Below are 20,315 nucleotides of genomic sequence, written 5' to 3'. Positions count from 1 at the left end.
CGCAATATAGTAGTGCAAGAATGAGTAGCCAGTTACAATTGCGCATTCGCGCTGCAAGCAAATCGGTCCGGCGTCCCGGCTTGCAACATGAAAGGCACGAGCACATGCTCGCGCCAGCGTCAATTCACCCCTCACCCCCTCACCAATTCACCCCTCACCAATTCACCCCTCACCAATTCACCCCTCACCAATTCACCCCTCACCAATTCACCCCTCACCCCTCACCAATTCACCCTCATGCAACAATCGTTCTTTTTTCAGGCAATGGTCTACTTGGCCGCCGCCGTGGTTATGGTTCCTATTGCCAAAAAGGCAGGCCTGGGCTCGGTGTTGGGCTATCTGCTGGCGGGCGTACTGATTGGCCCTTTCTGCCTGAAATTCATCGGGCAGGAAGGCACCGACATCATGCACTTTGCTGAATTTGGCGTGGTGATGATGCTCTTTGTCATCGGCCTTGAACTGGAACCCTCGCGGCTGTGGCGATTGCGAAAAGTCATTCTCGGCATGGGCGGCATTCAGATTGGTGCAACCACCGTTCTGGTGGGTGGCCTGGCCATGCTGTTTGGCCTCGTCTGGCAACAGGCACTGGTACTGGGCATGATCGTCGCCATGTCGTCGACGGCTATTGTGTTGCAATCGCTCAACGAAAAAGGACTGATGCAAACGGCAGCGGGTCAGGGGTCGTTTGCCGTATTGCTGTTTCAGGACATCGCCGTTATTCCCATGCTGGCGCTGTTTCCGCTATTGGCCACCGTATCCGTTCCCGCTCAGGCGGGTGATGACCACAGCACAACCAGCCTGATGGACTCGCTGCCCGCCTGGGCGCAGCCACTGGTGTTGCTGGGCTCCGTGGCGCTCATCATTGTTACGGGACGTTACCTCACCCCACCTTTGTTCCGCATGGTGGCCAAAACCGGGATGCGCGAATTGTTTACCGCTACGGCGCTGCTGCTCGTGGTAGGCATTGCCGTACTGATGACCACCGTTGGCCTGAGCCCTGCTCTGGGTACGTTCCTGGCGGGGGTAGTGCTTGCCAACAGCGAATACCGCCACGAACTGGAAAGCGATATTGACCCCTTCAAAGGATTATTGCTGGGCCTGTTTTTCATTGCCGTAGGAGCATCCATCGACTTTAACCTCATCATGGCCAATCCGCTACTGATTGTTGGCCTGGTGCTGGGTTTGATGCTGTGTAAAATGCTGGTGCTGGCAGGCATTGGCCGGGTGTTCAACCTATCAACTGATCAAAACCTGATTCTTAGCTTCGGGCTCTGTCAGGTGGGCGAATTTGCGTTTGTGCTGTTCAGCTTTACGGCGCAGGAAGGTGTGTTGCCCACCACCCTTACCGACACGATGACGGCGGTAGTAGCCATCAGTATGGCCTTTACTCCGCTCTTTATGCTACTGAACGATAAACTGCTGTTACCGAGGCTGGGCGTAACCGAAAAAGACGATCGGGAAAGCGATGTAGAGGCCGAAGATAACCCGGTTATCATTGCCGGTTATGGCCATTTTGGCAACACCGTTGGCCGTTTTCTCCAAGCCAACGACATAGGAACCACCGTGCTCGACGTAGATAGCGACAACGTGGAGTGGCTACGACGAATGGGATTCAAGGTGTATTACGGCGATGCCAGCCGCCACGACCTGCTCGATATTGCGGGGGCGGCCAAAGCCAAAATCATCGTTGTCGCCATTGGCGATCCCGTGAAGCGGCTTGAACTGATCGAGACGGTAAAAAAACACTTTCCGAACCTGCACATTCTGGTCCGCTCCAGCAACCGCTACGACGCTTACGACCTGATGAATGCCGGTATGCTGCACATTTACCGCGAAACGCTGGATACCAGCCTGCGTGTTGGCGTTGACGCACTGACGTTGCTCGGTCATCGATCGCACGAGGCAAACCGCGCGGCTAAAACCTTCTTTATCCACGACGAACGAACGCTGAAAAAACTGTCGGCCATTCGCAACGAAGATGATTATGTAACGGCGGCCCGCGAAACCATGGCCGAACTGGAACGGGTTATTCAGGCCGACCGAAACGCTACCAGCCTACACATCGAAGAAGGGTGGGATGATACTACACTGGCTTTGGAGGCAAAAGGACGCGCCTGAATCACAGGGTATTTTCGGCTTCCAGCGCTTTCGCCGTTTCCCACGAAAAAGGAAGCCACTCTTCCCGCTGTGCATCATACAGTTCTGTAGCCGCCTGACAGGCAAATAGCTTGTAATCGAACTTGGGGTAGTTGCCGATCAGATAGCCCGGATAATAATGGGTTTTCTGTTGCTGTTGCGCGTACCGAATCTTCAGCAACATCAGGTACTTACCCAGGCTGTGTTTCCGGTAGTCGGGGTGGTAAAAATTCATGATGCCCGCGATGGTCTGCTCGCCATTGTCGAAAATACCGGCGGCAATCAACCTGCCTTCGTCCCGTATTTCAATCACATAGGTATCGAAGATGCTCGACGAACTGCCTTCGAGCAAACAGGATTCTACCGAATAAGGCGCGTCGAAATCGATGTTGTTCCAATAATCGTTGTAAAGCGATTCAAGTTCGTCGCTGATTATCAGGGGCTTCACAGTCACCGAAAACGGCGCGTTCAGGCGGAAAAGCCGGTTCTGTTTCGGCCCGAATACAACGGCCGACAGCGAAATACGCAGCCAGTGTACCGGGTAACGTTCTTCATCGAAGTGTACGTACCGGCACGTGAAAATCTGCTGCTGCATCCTGAAATAGCCAAGGCTAAGAAACAGGTCCATACGGCTACGGTCAATCATAGGCAGTAGTGGTCGGTAAGCTGCGCAATAAAGGGGGTAACGTGTTCATCGATCGGCGCATCCATTAAGTGAACAAAATCTAATTATAGCAAACAAAGTCGATAAACAAGGGCTTTACCCCTGCAAACAACATCGACCATGAACAAGCCACAACACCTCAAACTAGGCGGGCTGTTAACCACCCGGGGCGTCTTGTACATCCTGATGGGTGGGGCCCTTTTTCTGTATGCCAATACGTATACCGGCACATCTGGACAGGTAATTGGTGTTATTGTATTGCTGGCAGGTCTGGCAGGACTTGCCTATTGGTTCGTCAATCGACAGGCTGACCATAACAACCTCTGGAGTTTACTACACGGGATCAACGATTTGGCGTTCGGTGTGGTATTTCTGACGATGGCCAACAACGGGTTCAAGAACTTTGTAGATATGCTGGGTTTCTGGGCTGTATTCTACGCTTTTCTCCAAGCCGTACAGGCTATGTACCTTGCCCTGATGCAGGGTGGTTCGTCACTTATCGCCAAAGCCGTTCACTTTCTAAGCGTAGCCGTATCGGGCTACATGGCTTTCGACATTCTGTTACGCCCCCTTGGTCTGGGTAACTCGCTTGGCATCATGGGTTTCTTCCCCATTGCGTTAGGCACTCTGCTTATTGTGCTGCAACGGCTGACGCAACAGGCGAAGGTAACGGGGTCGGTGAGCCGCTAGCCGATTCGCCGCGCATTCCTGCCTGTTCAACCGCCTGCTGAATCTGAACGCTGATCGGCGTGTACTCCACATCGCAGGGGTAACCGAAGAGGCAATTTTCTTTGATCTGATTGGCCACCCTGGCAGGTACCATGGCCTCCCAGCCATCTTCGCCTTTCTGAATCATTTCCAGCACATGATCGGTCGAAATATGCAGGTTTTGCTCGTTGTAGTCGGTGATATCCTCGATTTTGTCGTTGCTCTTCAGGTATTGGAACAGCGGCTCCAGATGGGGAGGTAGTTGGAACTGAGCACAGGTATAAATCTGGCCATTCCGGAAGGTGGGGTACACAAACAGCTTCACCTTCCGGCTAAACAGCGTAGCGAACGATTCCAGAATTCCCCCCGGCAGAAAATCGTAGTGGTCTTCCTCAAAAATGTATTCCAGGTTGGGAATACCCATGATCAGGCCAATTTTCAGGCGGGTCAACCGCGACAGATAGGCCACTAGCCGGTAGTATTCGTGGTAGTTGGAGATCATTACGGTCTGCCCCAGGCCACAGAGGATATCGACCCGGTCCAGGAAATCTTTCTCGTCGATGCCCTGCTCGTTGGCTTTCAGGTTGTGAAGAGTCAGCTCCGACAGCATCATCACCCGGTCCTGCGTTACATCAGGCTCGGCCAGAAACTGTTTCAGCCCATTATCGATCATGTCGAGCTGCACATTGGTTACCGGCCGAAGTCGGCCACGCATAACCACCACGTTTTTCTTGTATAGCGCTTCTTTGGGTTGCAATACCAGCCCATCGGGACCAAATAAAGCCGCATCGGTAAACCCATTCTTCACCAGATAAAGGCTCATCAGCCGGTTATCGACCTTGGCAAAATCAGGACCACTACAACGGATCGTATCGATCTGAATGCGTTCGGGGGCCAGATCATCCATCAACGACAGCACAAGCGTTTCGGGCGATTTAGCGTAGTAAAAACAGGCAAAAATCAGGTTCACGCCAATTACACCCAGTGCCTGCTGCTGCAACAGATTCTCATTATCGAGCAGACGCACGTGGATGACTACATCATTGTGTGGCGACAGCGGATCGCTCTGGAAGCGACAGCCCAGCCAGCCGTGTCCTTCGTTGGTTTTCTGGTAGTTAAGCGCAACAACCGTATTGGCAAAGGCAAAGAATGTGGTGTCGGCCCCGCGTTTTTCCGACAGTCGTTTTTCAAGAAGGCTATACTCTTTATTGAGCATTTTCATCAGTCGTGACTCCACTACGTACCTACCGCTTACTTCGGTGCCGTAAATCGCGTCGCTGAAGGTCATATCATAGGCCGACATCGTTTTGGCTACTGTGCCCGACGCGCCACCTGCTTTAAAAAAGATTGCTGCTGTTTCCTGCCCCGCTCCGATTTCGGCAAAAGAGCCATAGATCCGCCGGTCGAGGTTTATACGCAACGCTTTTTGCTTAGTGCCTATATTTTTTTCGTACATAGTGCTGATCGAAGTGGTAAAACCAAAATTACACCATTTAGGGCAAAAGAATTCTGTTTACAGTTTGCTGTTTACTGTTCTCAGAAACGCTTCAATACCCGTTCCACCCCAGATACGTACCCGGAACCGAACAGATTTACATGTACTAACAACGGATAGAGATTATAGATCGGTATCCGCTCGGCGAATCCCGGTTCCAGCGGAAACAGTTCGGTATAAGCATCGTAGAAACGCCCATCGAATCCACCGAACAAATACGTGAAAGCCAGCTCAGCCTCGCGGAGACCGTAATACACCGCCGGGTCGACCAGCGCGGGCTGCCCCGATTCGGTGATGAGTACGTTACCCGTCCAGAGGTCGCCGTGGAGCAGGGCGGGTCGGTCGGCGGGAATAAGTTCGGGCAGGTGCTCACGCAGCCGGAACAGAGCCTCGTACTGCGTTTTTTGAAGAAGTCCGTTGTAGAGTGCCTGACCCGCCTGAGGTAGTAAACGCTGCTCAAAAAAGAAATCGAGCGCATTGGTTGTCAGCGCATTTCGTTGCGCCAACGTACCTACAAAATTGTCGTGGTCCAAACCAAACTGTGGCTGTGTATGGGCGTGAAGCTCAGCCAGTTGATGGCCCAACAGGGTCCAGTAAGCAGGTGGCGCCCCCGTCAGACCACCCGTTGCCGACTCGATATATTCCAGAATGAGGTAGCCCTGATCACCCTGTCGGCCATACCCGATTTGGGCGGGCACCCGAATAGCATTCTTGTCGCGTAGTAGGGCCAACCCTTTAGCTTCCACAGCAAACAGATCGTCGCCGTCGGCCATCGGCTCACCGATACGCTGCCGTCCGGTCCCACTCAAATTTGCCTGATTCCATTTGATGAAGAACGTACCCAGCGAGGTAAACACCCGCGCCGCCGTGTTAATATCGCCCCCGTTCAGAAACTGTGTATCGAGCACTTCCACCGGCTCACCCAAGTGCTGAAACAAAATCGTCTCAAAAAAATCAGCCTGCTCGTTACCCCAAAATTGCATGTCTTCCTCAATACAGTTCGAATACCTAACCTGCTTACCGGCCGGGCAGTTTTACCAATATCAAACTTCTTTAACAGCAAGAAGCGCAACAGGTTACCCCATCGCGCTTCTTGCTGTTAAAGAACCGTCTTATTCGACAGTCTATTCCTCTTGCCATTTTTCTGAAAACTTACCAACCTTTCGCTGTTGCATTTCAGTAGCTATCTGCTTCAGTTTAGATGATGTCCTGAGTTCAAATTTCTCCGTCGACTGCAGAATATCGTACAGTTCTTTCCTATCACGACTCTCGCCTTCATATGGGTCAACTATAAGGTAGTAATGAGGCTCATTATTGATCTCTCGTTCCTTCGCGAATTTGTTTAGCCGGTCTATAACGCTTTCAAATTCACTCAATTTGCGTTCTAAAGTGTCAATATGATGATTGGCATTCAGATCCACTGCTTTCACTGCGTACATGGCTCCATTAACACCTAGACCATCTAAATGGTAGTCGAAAAAAAGAGTCGGTAGCTGCTTTTTACGCAATGTATAGTCAACATCAATCTTTCCACGAAGCGGCTCATATAACTCAGTTATTACCCGACGCTGCATACGTGATAGACCTCCCACTGTCTGCTTTTCTTTCATAGGGAGGTTAGCTTCAATAAACGTATTGAAGTAGCGCTCAAACGCTGTAATCAACGTAGTAGATTCAATATAGGCAGGTTCTGTAAACTGGAGTATGCCGTTGTTATAGGTTGCCAGTCGTTCAATAAACGATTGTTGCACCTGAACTGGAAATTGAATAAGTCGATCTGTCTGTGCAACAAGATCCTGCTGAAAGTAAGTATTGAGTTGCTCTAAGGAAAATGCCAGAAGCTTTGCGCAGCCAGGATTTAACTTTTTGGCAAACTCAACTTTTATTTCAGATAGCCGAAACATTGCTTGTACTGACTGACCTGATTCTGACTCAGGCAACATCACCAACCCCAACGCGATACTCTCATCGGTCAGTGGGTTGTTGACGAACCGTAATATGCTGTAATAGCCTGCCATATTATTTTTTCAGGTAATCAAGGTATGCGGATGCTATACGTTTATTTCGAACCGAATCTGTGAGGAACTGTTTAAGATGCTCTTTCGCTTTACGGCTCAACCCCCATTCTCTAGGCACTTGCTCAAACATGAAATCCAGGTGGTTCGCCGCATTTTCCATGCCAGCTAGTATGTCAGCTTCTAGTGCTCGTATTTCGGTTGGGGTCGTAAACTTAACAATTCCCTGAGCGAACTGGTGCGACAAGATGCAGTTTTTAGGCTCGAGAAATAACCGGACATCTGTTACATCACGATAATTGTCAAAATGAGCAAAGGCTGCTGTATGATCGATTGGCACGAAAGTGAAGCGCTGTTTATCAGCGCCTCCAAGTAAAATATTAGGATTTTTAGGCTTCCGATCATGATTGCCTACCCAAAGATCAAATACGCCTATTTTGAGCAAGTCCAGCGGCCTGTGAAAGAGTTGCATTTGGGCAGGGTGATGTGGCCCTACAAGGTATTGCTCAACTTCAGTTTGGCAGTCAATCAAACCAGAGCCAAAAAAAATACGTTCGCCAAACCTGCAACCAGCATAGTGTTTCGGTGATAGAGCACCATGCCTTTTTTGATATTCATCCGCTACTCTTTGGCTAATCTGAACTAGCGCAATGGGAGGAGTCTCCAAATTCCAGCTTTGCGCCAAATAACTGCAGAGAACTTCATTTATGAGTTCAACATATGGCGGTGTGGGTGCTACGGTTGTTTTAGTAACATACAGCTTACCGTCATCAGCAAGAATCTTAAGCGGGCTACTTCCCTCCGTCTTGTACTCCAGTCTGATGAGTTCTGCTTTAACGGTCTCTATAGGTGACAACATGTATCTTCGCTAAGGCAGGATATCTCACTCACGTCAGGTACATTCAGCACGTTGTCTGAAACCACGCCAGATGGCAGTTATACGTTGACAGAATAATTTCTTCAGTACAAAGAAACAAAATAAGCATCACTGTTATCACGAAAGACTGTTGACCATTCTACATATATCACGCAACTCACCTTTTTAGCGCGTTAAGCCTTTTTCCTGAAATGCCAGGTACGTTACAGCCCGAAACCAACGCGCAAACCCGGGTACACCTGTTTGAAAAAGCCGTTCATATAAATCTCCGGCTGAATCTTGATAAACCCTTTCTGATACAATGTACCACTCAACCGAATGGCATCTTTAGCGAACTGATTACCTGACCGATAGACGGGAATACCAATCGAAAAACTCGTTCGTAATCGGTCATATGAGGTCGTCCGCCCGTCCGGATTTTTGCGATAAAAGGCCATACCAACACTCAGAAAATCGGTTCGCTGAATAGCCCCTCTTCCATCGGCCGGGTTCTGAAAAAAGAAGTTTGACAAATAACCAACCGAGTAGCCAACCCCTTTGAAACGGTCTGGAATGAAATGAGCATCGATGTTGAGCGAAGGGACCCATTGACTACGGATTAGCCCAACCCCAAAACCAGGCTGAAAACTAATAAACGAGCCTTTAGCCAAACCGGGGTTAAAAAAGAGGCTTCGCTCCTCCTTTCCTTTCCGCTCATACCAAAGATCGAACGACATTTTGGGGTCAGTCAGGTCATGTCCTTTGTAATTACCTACCGCTTTAAGCGCATCCAGAAACAGGCCATTTACACCTCCATTTTTCAGCAACGGCTCAATATCATTTAGGCTGTTTATCATCAAATAAACGCTAAAATCATAATACGCCTGCTTATCAACCGCCGATGACCAAACAACCTGAAGCGTATCCTGCTTCGTTTTCACGAGTACCGGTGTTACCCGATCGCCCGCGAAACGAAACGATGTAGACGGCTGAGGCGTAGACCGTAGTTCGATAGTTTGGTTCGTTTCACCAAGCCGAAGCAAAGCATGCGTAGCCATTATCGGGCTTTGCGTGGTGTCAATGATACGCTGGTAATTGGCCACGAAAAGCCGCAATACAGAGTCGATATTTTTTCGGGGTTCAATCTGACTATATCGGGTGAAGCCAACAATCAACGCATTTTTCTGACCGAGATCTACTTCAATATGGCTTAGTCCATCAAACCGGCCGCGATTACCAGGTTTGATTAAATGTGAATCTGTTTGCTGGGCCATAGTGGTCCCGGCCATGCTCATCAGGAGCAAAGCGATGTAACAAGTTATACGCATGGGGTTATTGGGGTGATTTTCGGTTTAACGGTATTGATATGGCGGGGGCCTGCTCCTCATCTCGAGTCGGCAGTTGATTTCCGGCCCCTATTCGAACAAAACGTTCATTATTACTCTTTTTGGCCCTTATTTGGCTATATACGGCTTCGTCTTCTGCTTTTAGCTCGTTTACGTGCACCACCTGAAAACGGCGTTTCGGGCTGGTCAACTTATACGATTTTACTACTACGACCGGCGATTGGCTAACTGGCATTGCAACGATTGGCAGCGTCTCGGTTGGCGCTTGCTCAGGTATAGTCTGCCCCGCCAGCGTGAATTCACCCAACGTTTCTGGCTGATTAACAGGAACAGCCACCTTACGAACAGCCAATTTATTACCGGTAGACTCCGGTTTCTTAGCGAACGCGATCGGAGCGGCAACAGCTATAGTTGGTCTAGCTACGCGCTCGGTCGGAACGTACCCAACCGACGTTGTATCGAGAGGCTTTAGAGCAACTACCGTTAAGTCTGTCACGGGTTGCCAAGACCACCAGAGCCAAATGATCAGCAAACCAGCCAGTGACGCGGCGACCAACCAACCCCGCCGGGTCGGGGCAGGCTGTACCTGGTCTGGCTGCTGCGGCGTCAATACGACGACCTCCGCCGCTAACTCGGGGCGCAACTGCTCCCACAGCTTGCCCGCGTCGAACGTGCTGCCTGGTGCAGGTACGTCGTCGGGAAGTTTGTCCAGCGCCTGCCTGACGCGTTCGTCAAGATGTTTGCCTTGTTGTTCGTTCATAGCCGTGCGTGGTTAACCAGTGTTGTAATAGTGCCCTTGCCTTGCTCAGTTGCGATTTCGAGGTGTTCTCCGAGATGTTAAGCTGCCCGGCAATCTCCCGGTGTGTATATCCTTCGATGGCATAGAGGTTAAAGACGGTTCGGTAGCCCGGCGGCAATTCCCGAATGAAGTCATAAATCTGTTCGGCATCCAGTTCGCCATCGGGCAGTTGCCCATCCGCCATTGGCTCGATCGCCAGTTCATCCGTATGGAAAAGCGGCAATGTTCTATTCGATCGCAGGTGCAGCAACGCTTCGTTGACAACGATTCGCCGCATCCAGGCCTCGACCCCGTTATCGTCGCGGTAACTAAAATCGGGCAGGCTGCGGAAAATCTTCAGAAAGGCCGTCATCAGTACTTCCTCAGTTTCCGGCTCTGCCCTGACATATCGTAAAGCCACCCGATGCAACCGGTTGACGTACTGATCATACAATCGCCGCTGGGCAAAGGCATTCCCGCGCTGGCATTGTTCGATCAGTTGCTGTAGCATTCCATTCGCATTGTAAGGGCTTCTGCAGATAGAAATACAGATTTGCGGCCGAGGGTTGCCTGGGGCATAAAAAAAACCGGCGACATGCTGATGAGCATCTCGCCGGTCTGGTTCACTTCAGGTACGTTATATCCTTTATGCAAACACGTGGGCAACGTCTACGTCAAGACCCGGCACTACGCCTGACGTAACAGCCCCTGTTTCAACCGCAAATGAAACTAAGTCATATACCCCACCAACCCGGCCGTAAACTTCAATACTCTGATTCTTGGTATCAACGATCCAGTACTCGCTCACGCCGGTGCGTTCGTACAGCTTGAATTTAGTACTCCGGTCCAGCTTAATGGATGAGGGGGAAATAATCTCGATAATCAGATCAGGTACGCCGAAGAAACCATCTTCCCGCAGATTGGGCAGGTTGGCATCCAGCGCAACAAACAAATCGGGCTGCACATCGCTGTTTGGTTCGAGCACTACGCCAAACGGAGCAAAGAAAACCTCGCCAAGTTTATCGGCTGAGATAAAGACATCGAACAAAGAAGATAACCGACGCAGTACACGCTGATGGGTTGCGGTAGGGTGATTCTTGGCCACTATTCCGCCGTTGATTAGTTCAAAAACGTACTCCTTCTCTTCCTGCGGAGCAAACGTTTTTGCCCGAAATTCATCGTGAGTAATTGGTCTTTCGAGCGTTTGCATTTCCTTGTTAAGCGTTAGATTACATTGTTACTCCACCGTTACCGATTTGGCCAGGTTGCGGGGCTGGTCTACGTTGCGGCCGCGCATGACGGCAATGTCGTAGGCCAGCAGTTGCATCGGAATAACCGAGATCAGCGGCATCAGAATATCGTGCACTTTTGGAATCTCGATCACGAAATCGACCATCGTGGGCAGGTGGGTGTCGCCTTCCGTGGTCACGGCAATAACGCGGCCTTTACGGGCTTTTACCTCCTGAATGTTCGACACTACCTTCTCGTACGAACTGTCCTGCGTGGCGACTACTACCATTGGCATGTCTTCGTCGATGAGCGCAATCGGGCCGTGTTTCATCTCAGCAGCGGGATACCCTTCGGCGTGGATGTAGCTGATTTCTTTCAGTTTCAGCGCTCCCTCCAGCGCAACCGGGAAGTTCAGGCCGCGACCGAGGTAGATGAAGTTACGGGCGTAGGTGAAGATGTAGGCAATTTCCTTAATCTTCGCCGCGCTTTGCAGTACGCGTTCCACTTTAGCCGGAATAGCTTCCAGCTCAGCCAGTAACTGCCGGAACAACGTATCTGAAATCGTGCCTTTGCGTTGAGCCGCTGCCAGCGCCATTAACGTCAGCACCGTTACCTGCGCCGTGAAGGCTTTGGTACTCGCTACCCCAATTTCTGGCCCGGCGTGGGTGTAAGCACCTGCATGGCTAGCCCGGGCAATCGATGAACCAACCACATTACAAACGCCAAAAATGGTAGCGCCTTTTGATTTGGCCAGTTCAATCGCCGCCAAAGTATCGGCGGTTTCGCCCGATTGCGAGATGGCGATGACAATATCGCCTTCCTTGATGATCGGGTTTCGGTACCGGAATTCTGACGCGTATTCAACCTCGACAGGAATGCGAGCCAGTTCTTCGAAGATGTACTCAGCCACCAGACCAGCGTGCCACGACGTGCCGCAGCCCACAATGATAATCCGCTTCGATTTAGCCAGTTTGTCCAGGTAATCGCGGAGGCCACCGAGTTGCAGCGTTCCTTCAGCGGCATTGACACGGCCACGCATCGAATCGGCGATAGAACGGGGCTGCTCAAAAATCTCTTTCAGCATGAAATGCTCAAAACCGCCCTTTTCGATGGCTTCGAGTTCCATTTCGATTTTCTGTATGTAGGGAATCGACTTCGTATTGTCGAGGGTAACGATGGCTAGTTTACCGTCTTTCACCGTCGCGACTTCATACTCGTTCAGGTAAATAACGTCTTTGGTGTACTCGATAATGGGCGATGCATCGGAGGCGAAGAAATACTCGCCCTCACCTACACCAATCACCAGCGGACTGCCTTTCCGGGCGGCTACCAGTTGGCTGGGGTCGGCAGCGTTCATCACCACAATCGCGTAGGCACCTACCACTTCCTGCAAAGCGGCCCGAACGGCTTCTTCCAGCGTACCACCGGCATTTTCCCAGATATCTTCGATAAACTGCCCCAGCACTTCGGTATCCGTCTGACTGGCAAACGTATGTCCTTTGCGAACCAGCGTTTCTTTAATGGTGGCGTAGTTTTCGATGATCCCGTTGTGGATAATCGCTATTTTTTTGTGGAATGAGTAATGCGGGTGGGCATTCACATCGTTGGGTTCGCCGTGGGTTGCCCAGCGTGTATGCCCCATGCCAATAGTCGACGTTAGTACCTTTCCGTCCAGTTCCTGCTCCAGGGCCGTTACTTTCCCTTTTTTCTTGTAGATCTTAAGATCATCGCCATTCAACAGGGCAATGCCTGCGCTGTCGTAGCCCCGATATTCGAGCCGTTTAAGTCCTTTAATGACGATGGGACAAGCTTCCCGATGCCCCACATAGGCAACAATACCACACATAGCAGTGACGAGTTAACGGTAAACAGTTATTAATTGGTGGGTAGAGAATTCACAGATTGTAGTTGAAAGATAACAATCTGTACACAATTTCTTTAAAAAAACCTGATGGCAGATTCCTAAAAGAAATGAACCCCGCCGTAGTTGGCGGGGTTCAGGAAAGTTAGTTCGATTTGGTGTAAAACAACACTAGCCTCACACTGGCTTTTCCGTCGAGCACCATTCGCCAGACTCGATCGGTCAGCACCGCCTGCGTCTGATCGAGCAGGCCGCCCGTTTGCTGATTCTGGGCGAATAACTGTTGATTACTCGGCGTTAGTATCGCCAATGCACTGTTTGGACTCACGCCCGAAGCGACCGATTGCAGATAGCCCGCCAACTGGAACGTATAACTGTTTGTCCGTGAATCGCGAATGGCCACCTGGGCACTCGTGAAGTCGGTCGGGTTGCGCGTTAACGGCCCGAGCGACTGTATCGTAAACAGCAACGAAGCAACTCCCGCAGTGTTAACCGAACGCACCAGCTGATTTTGGGCATTTACTTCAGTCAGCGCCAGGTAAGGGGGCAGTGGTGTTTTGCCATCTTCAGGGGCCGTAGGCGTAATGATCAGATCGGCCCGGTTGATGGCTACCCGACCTGTATTCAGCAGATTGGCAAGACCCGGAAACTGCAACTTCGTGGTCACGCCCGTACCCGGCTGCACGTAGGTACGTCCGGTTGTGGTTACGGGGAGACTTTGACCGGGGCGCAAGCTAACCAACGGTGTACCGGCCCGGTTAGCAGTAATTTTATTGAATCGTTTACCCACGAAAGGTAAGGTGTAAGCCTGTGCAAAACGCTCGCCCTGTACGTGGAAATAAGTGATAATGGCGCCTTCTGATGGTGTCAGCCCGACCACCGCCGCTCGCGGTGAACTGGTTGAGGTTACCACAAAGTCACGGGCAATTTGCCGCCGAAACGCAACCGGATCAACCCAGGCCCCGGTCGTTGATGAGAACAGGAGCGCGTTTGTGTTGGCCAATGCCATAATCTCGCGGCCAATGCTGTTGTCGATAAGCGGCGGGCTCAGATAACCTGACGAGTCTACTACCGAAGGCCGTACCCTAACCGTTCGGCGGGCAACAACCTGACCAACGGCCGGGCCGGGGCTACTGATATCGTAGTTGATAGACCGCAGGCTGTCGGTCAACCGCGACAATACGATCTCGTGGGTAACACTCGTATCGCCATACCAGATTCCGTTGATTGGCAACCGCACCTTCGTTGAATCGACGATGATCCGGTTTGCGGGCGTAGCATTTGTGGTACCCGAATCACGAACAATGAGACCTTGAGTGGGTCGAAGCTGAAGGAACGTCTGTGCTTCTACTTGCCCAAAAATCGGATCGGTATAACGCCCCACCAACGCCGTACTTTGGTCATTACTCCGTACCGAATCCAGTTGAATGGTGGTACGTGTAATGGTGAGTGTGTCGGTATAGAGCACATCCACCGGCGTGGTAGGTGCAAGACCAATTTCCCTGGGCTCTTCGCAGGCTACTGCCGTTAACAAAACAGCACCAACGAAAGCCAGTTTAACTGGCCAGTTGTGTATAGATGTTGAAATAACGCTCGCTAACGTTTGTTTCCGCCTCGTCGAGGTCAAGTTTGTGTTCGGCAATTTCATTCAGAATAGTATTCAGACTATCGTGTTCGGTTTTTCCCGCGTTGACAACGGCGTCGGCGTAGGCACAACCGATTTTTATAAATCCGGTAAAATCGCCGGTTTCGAGGTGGCTGAGCATCGCATCGTCGATATCCATCATCTTGGCTTTTTCAACCAGGTCGCTGGCATTGAAACGATGTTCAAACGAGTTATCATACACTGTAAAGACCGACTTCGTGTCTTTAAACATCGGGTCGTTCTTGTAGGTCGTTTTCAGATACAGCGGAATCAGCGCCGTCATCCAGTCATTGCAATGAACGATATCGGGCGACCAGCCTAACTTTTTCACTGTTTCCAACACGCCTTTGCAGAAGAAGATAGCCCGCTCGTCGTTATCGTCGTAGAACTTGTCTTCCTTATCGTGGAATACGTATTTCCGATGGAAGTAGTCTTCGTTATCGATGAAATAGACCTGCAATTTGGCCGTAGGAATAGACGCAACTTTGATAATCAGTGGTTTTTCTTCATCTCCCACCGAAATATTAATACCCGATAGCCGGACTACTTCATGAAGCCGGTTTTTGCGTTCGTTAATGAGCCCAAACCGGGGAACAAGAATTCGGATTTCCATGCCGCGTTCCTGCATATCCTGCGGTAACTTTCGCACAAAATCGGCCACGTCAGATGTTTTGAGGAAGGGCGTAATTTCACTGGCTACGTACAAAATGCGAAGTTTGCTCATAAATGCAAGAGGGTAATATTTTGGACGGCTTCACCTTAAAAACCTGCAAAATTAAGCAAAAAAACCCCGTATTTCAATACATTTCGTCGTAAAAAATTACAATTCCAGCCTTCTTCATTCGTTAGTCATTTTTCGCTTTCTATGCACTCGCTCAACACCGTTTACGCTCTTCGCCAATACCTCCATACCACTCGTCAGCAGGGGCAAACAATTGGCTTTGTTCCAACCATGGGCGCGCTTCATAATGGCCATCTTAATCTGGTTGAACGTGCCAAATCGGAGTGCGACGTTGTTGTTTGTAGCATCTTCGTCAACCCCACACAGTTCAATAATCCAGACGATTTGGCCCGCTACCCCCGTACGCTTGATGATGACTCGGCGTTGCTAGAAAGGGTTGGAACCGACGTGATCTTTTCGCCACCAGTAGCCGAAATGTACCCCGAACCCGTCACGCTAACGATCAATTTCGGTGATCTGGAAACAGTGATGGAAGGGGCTTCGCGGCCCGGCCATTTCAACGGCGTTGGTCTGGTTGTCAGCAAGTTATTTCACATGGTACAGCCTGACAAAGCCTATTTCGGTCAGAAAGACCTGCAACAGGTGGCCGTGATTCGCCGGTTGGTTCGTGACCTGAATTTTCCGCTCGAACTGGTTCGTTGCGATACGGTTCGGGAAGCCGATGGGCTGGCGATGTCGTCGCGGAATAGGTTGTTATCGGCCGAAGAACGTACCCAGGCACCCAGGCTGTTCGAGGCCCTGACGCTGGCAAAGAACCGGCTGCTCGATGACGCGTACACGCCAGCACAAGCCCAAACGGCCGTGCGCGACTACATGGCCCGTCAACCCGATTTTACGCTCGATTACATCGAAGTAGTGAACGCAGACACGCTGCAACCCGTAGCCGAACTACAGGCCCCCGGCCAAACGGCTCTCTGCCTGGCCGCCCAACTAGGTAAGGTGCGGCTGATCGATAACATCGTGTTCTAGCCTGAATTGTGTTGCTGATGTCGAGCGGTCTACTCTGTCCGACATCAGCAACACATGGTTGTTACTTGTTTAAAAATGCTTGTAGCGAAGCAATTTTCGATTCGGCATCGGCGGCTTTCTGACGTTCACGCTCGACCACCTCGGGCTTAGCGTTGGCCACAAAACGCTCATTGGCCAGTTTTTTCATCACCGAATCGCGGAAACCGATTAGGTAATCCAACTCCTGACGGGCTTTTTCGGCTTCCTGTTCTTCATCGAGTTGATCGGCCAGATCAATGTAAAATTCGTCGCCTTTGATCAGGAACGACGTCGCGTTCTCTGGTCGGGCTGCGTTCAGTTTCTCCGACACGTACCCAACCGCAGGTACGTTCGCCATCTTCTGAATCAGCCCTTCCAGCGCTTTAAACCGGTCGGGCGTTTCGGTACGGATCGAGAGGGGCAGCTCTACCTTCGGCGCAATCTGTTTGGCGTTGCGAATATTCCGAATGCTGGTGACGATCTCGAACAGGGTATCGAAATCGGTCAGTATTGCTGTGTCTATCTCCCCTGCTTTTGGGAAAGCAGCCGTACACAGGCTTTCACCGGGTTGGCGATCCCGAATATCCTGCCAGATTTCTTCGGTGATGAACGGCATAAACGGATGCGCCAGGGCCATTAACCGCTCGAAGAAGTTGATGGTGGCCAGGTACGTTCCCTCGTCGATAATACCGCTCGCGCTCCCGTCGGCATTCTTTTCGGTATATGTTGTTGGCTTGATCAGTTCAAGATACTGCGAACAGAAATCGTCCCAAATCAGCTTGTAGATGCTTTGAAGGGCATCTGAAATTCGGAATTTGCTGAAATGATCTTCGATTTCAACCAGCGTTGCGCTGAGTTTGGCTTCGAACCACTGGATGGGTAATTGCTGACGCGAGCGTAGAGACGCAAAATCTTGCGTCTCTACTGTAGATACCGTCCAACCTTTCACTAACCGGAAGGCATTCCAGATTTTGTTGCAGAAGTTACGGCCCTGTTCGCAGAGTTTTTCGTCGAACAGCAGGTCGTTACCGGCGGCAGCGCTGAAGAGCATCCCCGTCCGTACGCCGTCGGCACCGAATTGGTCAATCAGTACCAGCGGATCAGGTGAGTTGCCGAGTTGCTTCGACATTTTTCGCCCCTGCTTGTCGCGGACCATCCCCGTGAAATATACGTTCTTGAACGGCCGCTGACCCCGGAACTCGAAACCCGCCATTGCCATCCGGGCTACCCAGAAGAAGATAATGTCGAAACCCGTAACGAGGTCGTTGGTTGGGTAGTAGTAATTGATCTCTTCGTTGTCGGGGTGGCGAATACCGTCAAATACCGAGATGGGCCACAGCCACGACGAGAACCACGTATCCAGCACATCGTCGTCTTGTGTCAGGTCGGCTTCGGTCATGGCAAAGAGTAGCTTTTCGTGCTGCACCTTGCGCAGGGCTTCGCGCTTGTTTTTAGCCACAATGACGGTACCATCCTGCATGTAAAAGGCCGGAATACGCTGCCCCCACCACAGTTGGCGGCTAATGCACCAGTCGTGCGGTTGTTCCATCCACGAACGGTACATGTTTTTGTACTTAGGCGGCACCAGCGCAATGTCGTCGGTCATTACTGCGTCGAGAGCAGGTTTGGCGATGTCCTGCATTTTCAGGAACCACTGCAACGACAGCTTCGGCTCAATCACGGCATTGGTCCGTTCCGAGAAACCCACGTTCGATTTGTATTCTTCTACCTTCTCCAGATGCCCTGCTTCTTCCAGCATCTTCAGAATCGCTTTCCGGGCGGCAAATCGATCCATTCCGACCAGAATCTGCGCTTTCTCGTTCAGCGTGCCGTTATCGTTGAGCAGGTCAATAACAGGCAGGTTGTGTTTGATGCCTAGCTCGTAGTCATTCGGGTCATGAGCAGGCGTCACTTTCAGGCAACCCGTACCAAAATCGACCGTTACGTACTCGTCCGTGATAATCGGAATCTCCCGACCAATCAGCGGAATACGCGCTTTTTTACCGTGCAAGTGCTTGTACCGTTCGTCGTTCGGGTTCACAGCAATGGCGGCATCGGCCATGATCGTTTCTGGCCGAACGGTAGCGATGATAAGGTAGTCCTGATTGCCGGGTACCGAGTCTGTAGAGTCGTTTGACGTACTTACATCAGATTTTCCAGACTCAGGACTAACGACTTCGTACTTAATATAACACAGCTTCTGCTGCACCTCTTTCATGTTCACCTCTTCGTCCGACACGGCAGTGAGGCCCTGCGGATCCCAGTTGACCATGCGAACGCCCCGGTAGATCTGCCCTTTGTTGTAGAGGTCGATAAACACGTCGATTACCGATTCGTACATGGAGGGGTCCATCGTGAAGCGGGTACGGTCCCAATCGCAGGAGGCACCGAGTTTACGGAGTTGTTGCAAAATGATGCCGCCGTACTTTTCTTTCCATTCCCAGGCATAAGCCAGAAACTCGTCGCGGCTGAGGTCTTTCTTATCGATCCCCTGCTCTTTCAGCATGTTTACCACCTTAGTTTCGGTAGCAATGCTGGCGTGGTCGGTACCAGGCACCCAACAGGCATTCTTCCCTTCCATGCGGGCCTTGCGAATCAGCACGTCCTGAATGGTATTGTTGAGCATATGGCCCATGTGCAGCACGCCCGTTACGTTGGGCGGCGGAATCACGATGGTATACGGCTCACGCTCATCGGGAGTAGAGGTAAACAGTTTATTATCAAGCCAATACTGATACCATTTGGCTTCAATATCGGTGGGTGAATAGGTCTTTGCAATCATGCCGTCTGATAGGGCCTTAGCCGCTTTAAGACCGCAAAAATACGAATTATAGGCCGCGGATTTTTATGACACGCGGATGAATGATAGAACACGGATTTGGCGGATTAACCGGATTGACGCGGATTTTTATGGGTACGCGGATGAATGATGGAACGCGGATTTGGCGGATTAAACGGATTCGCACGGATTTTAGATGTGAGCGGATTAACAGCTCACGCGTTCGTAGCTACTAGCCTGCGTCAATCCGCTTAAATCAAAAATCCGCTTAATCCGCCAAATCTGTGTTCCATCATTCATCCGCGTACCCATAAGAATCCGCGTCAATCCGGTTAATCCGCCAAATCCGCGTTCTATCAACGCAAAAAAGCCGACACTGGAGAACAGCGTCGGCTTTGATAGCGTACCTGGAATAGTACTACTGACCAGCCTGTTTGGTGAATTCACCGGCAGCTTTCAGTTCAACTTCTTCGCTAACAACAACACCGCCAGCTGAGCCTACGCCAAAATCAGTGCGTTTGATGGTCCCGCTCAGTTTCAGACCTGCTTTTTGTTGCTTGCCATTACGGCCTTCTGAGGTTATCGGACCCACCAGAACGGCATCAAGCGTAACTGGTTTGGTTACACCGTGCATGGTCAGGTCGCCCATCAGTTTGTATTTCTTGCCTTCTACTTTCTTGAACGAAGTACTCTTGAACGTCAACGTTGGAAATTTAGCGGTGTCGAACCAATCAGCACTTTTCAAGTGACCATCGCGACGCTCGTTGTCGGTATTGATCGAGTTAATGTCAGCAGTCAGTTCAATAACGGCGTCAGACAAATCTTCTTTCGACGACGTGATTTTAGCGTCGTATGTTTTGAAGTTACCATCGACTTCCGACAGTAAAGCATGCGTAACCGAGAAGCCAACCCGTGAGTGTGACTTATCAACAGCCCAGGTCTGGGCATTGGCAGCCGATAGGCTCAACAGAGCGGCTACAGGAATGAGTAGAAATTTCATGCGTTTGGGGACTTTAAGTACGAAAACAAATGACGAGTTATTTTTCCTCAGATAAAAGTAAGTGTAGATACAC

Annotated in this window: 17 protein-coding genes; 3 read left to right on the top strand and 14 right to left on the bottom strand. The window is 50.8% G+C overall.

The annotated features are described in order from the left end of the window. Window positions 1-87: 87 nt before the first annotated feature. Entirely contained in the window at window positions 88-2,118 is a 2,031-nt protein-coding gene (locus ACAW87_RS21150) for a monovalent cation:proton antiporter-2 (CPA2) family protein (RefSeq protein ID WP_441656231.1), read from the top strand. A gap of 1 nt (window position 2,119) precedes the next feature. Here ACAW87_RS21150 and ACAW87_RS21145 read toward each other — a convergent pair whose 3' ends face one another. Beyond that, window positions 2,120-2,782: a GNAT family N-acetyltransferase gene (locus ACAW87_RS21145; protein ID WP_370725634.1), complete on the bottom strand. Its 663-nt coding sequence runs from the start codon at window positions 2,780-2,782 to the stop codon at window positions 2,120-2,122. Between the two features lie 138 nt (window positions 2,783-2,920). Between ACAW87_RS21145 and ACAW87_RS21140 the strand changes: the two genes are divergently transcribed. Next, window positions 2,921-3,490 carry a DUF308 domain-containing protein gene (locus tag ACAW87_RS21140; protein ID WP_370725633.1) on the top strand — a complete coding sequence of 190 codons (570 nt, stop codon included), beginning with the start codon at window positions 2,921-2,923 and terminating at the stop codon, window positions 3,488-3,490. On the opposite strand, the gene ACAW87_RS21135 is transcribed toward ACAW87_RS21140, so the two are convergent. The 11 genes from ACAW87_RS21135 to ACAW87_RS21085 all read right to left on the bottom strand — a co-directional run bounded on the left by ACAW87_RS21135 (window position 3,432) and on the right by ACAW87_RS21085 (window position 15,458). Then, entirely contained in the window at window positions 3,432-4,964 is a 1,533-nt protein-coding gene (locus ACAW87_RS21135) for a TonB-dependent receptor (protein ID WP_370725632.1), read from the bottom strand. The two genes, ACAW87_RS21140 and ACAW87_RS21135, sit on opposite strands and share 59 nt — an antisense overlap. A gap of 80 nt (window positions 4,965-5,044) precedes the next feature. Continuing rightward, window positions 5,045-5,986: a fructosamine kinase family protein gene (locus ACAW87_RS21130; RefSeq protein ID WP_370725631.1), complete on the bottom strand. Its 942-nt coding sequence runs from the start codon at window positions 5,984-5,986 to the stop codon at window positions 5,045-5,047. A gap of 141 nt (window positions 5,987-6,127) precedes the next feature. Then, on the bottom strand, window positions 6,128-7,021 hold the full coding sequence (locus tag ACAW87_RS21125; protein WP_370725630.1) for a hypothetical protein: 894 nt from the start codon (window positions 7,019-7,021) through the stop codon (window positions 6,128-6,130). Window position 7,022: 1 nt separating this feature from the next. Then, a complete protein-coding gene (locus ACAW87_RS21120) occupies window positions 7,023-7,877 on the bottom strand; it encodes a HipA family kinase (protein ID WP_370725629.1) in 855 nt (284 codons plus the stop codon). Between the two features lie 221 nt (window positions 7,878-8,098). Further along, window positions 8,099-9,202, bottom strand: coding sequence for a hypothetical protein (locus ACAW87_RS21115; protein ID WP_370725628.1), 1,104 nt, complete (start codon window positions 9,200-9,202; stop codon window positions 8,099-8,101). Between the two features lie 4 nt (window positions 9,203-9,206). After that, the gene (locus ACAW87_RS21110) at window positions 9,207-9,980 is read right to left on the bottom strand and encodes a hypothetical protein (RefSeq protein ID WP_370725627.1); all 774 of its coding nucleotides are present in this window, start codon (window positions 9,978-9,980) and stop codon (window positions 9,207-9,209) included. Further along, window positions 9,952-10,509, bottom strand: coding sequence for an RNA polymerase sigma factor (locus tag ACAW87_RS21105; RefSeq protein WP_370725626.1), 558 nt, complete (start codon window positions 10,507-10,509; stop codon window positions 9,952-9,954). The genes ACAW87_RS21110 and ACAW87_RS21105 overlap by 29 nt, the downstream gene beginning before the upstream one ends. Window positions 10,510-10,644: 135 nt before the next feature. Continuing rightward, a complete protein-coding gene (locus ACAW87_RS21100) occupies window positions 10,645-11,208 on the bottom strand; it encodes a Uma2 family endonuclease (RefSeq protein ID WP_370725625.1) in 564 nt (187 codons plus the stop codon). Between the two features lie 27 nt (window positions 11,209-11,235). Beyond that, window positions 11,236-13,074 (bottom strand): glutamine--fructose-6-phosphate transaminase (isomerizing), encoded by a 1,839-nt coding sequence (glmS, locus tag ACAW87_RS21095; RefSeq protein ID WP_370725624.1) that lies wholly within the window; start codon window positions 13,072-13,074, stop codon window positions 11,236-11,238. A gap of 160 nt (window positions 13,075-13,234) precedes the next feature. Continuing rightward, window positions 13,235-14,623, bottom strand: coding sequence for a DUF4270 family protein (locus tag ACAW87_RS21090; protein WP_370725623.1), 1,389 nt, complete (start codon window positions 14,621-14,623; stop codon window positions 13,235-13,237). A gap of 22 nt (window positions 14,624-14,645) precedes the next feature. After that, window positions 14,646-15,458 carry a glycogen/starch synthase gene (locus ACAW87_RS21085; RefSeq protein ID WP_370725622.1) on the bottom strand — a complete coding sequence of 271 codons (813 nt, stop codon included), beginning with the start codon at window positions 15,456-15,458 and terminating at the stop codon, window positions 14,646-14,648. 141 nt (window positions 15,459-15,599) lie between these two features. Here ACAW87_RS21085 and panC point away from each other — a divergent pair, with 141 nt between their 5' ends. Then, on the top strand, window positions 15,600-16,445 hold the full coding sequence (panC, locus tag ACAW87_RS21080; RefSeq protein WP_370725621.1) for a pantoate--beta-alanine ligase: 846 nt from the start codon (window positions 15,600-15,602) through the stop codon (window positions 16,443-16,445). A gap of 61 nt (window positions 16,446-16,506) precedes the next feature. On the opposite strand, the gene ACAW87_RS21075 is transcribed toward panC, so the two are convergent. Further along, a complete protein-coding gene (locus ACAW87_RS21075) occupies window positions 16,507-19,245 on the bottom strand; it encodes a valine--tRNA ligase (RefSeq protein ID WP_370725620.1) in 2,739 nt (912 codons plus the stop codon). Window positions 19,246-19,660: 415 nt separating this feature from the next. Continuing rightward, window positions 19,661-20,242: a YceI family protein gene (locus tag ACAW87_RS21070; RefSeq protein WP_370725619.1), complete on the bottom strand. Its 582-nt coding sequence runs from the start codon at window positions 20,240-20,242 to the stop codon at window positions 19,661-19,663. Window positions 20,243-20,315: the final 73 nt, after the last annotated feature.

It is taken from the genome of Fibrella aquatica, assembly GCF_041321135.1.
In the GTDB taxonomy this organism is placed as follows: Bacteria; Bacteroidota; Bacteroidia; order Cytophagales; family Spirosomataceae; genus Fibrella; species Fibrella aquatica.
The sequence above is the reverse complement of the archived record's forward strand: the minus strand, read 5'-3'. Positions and strand labels throughout refer to the sequence as shown.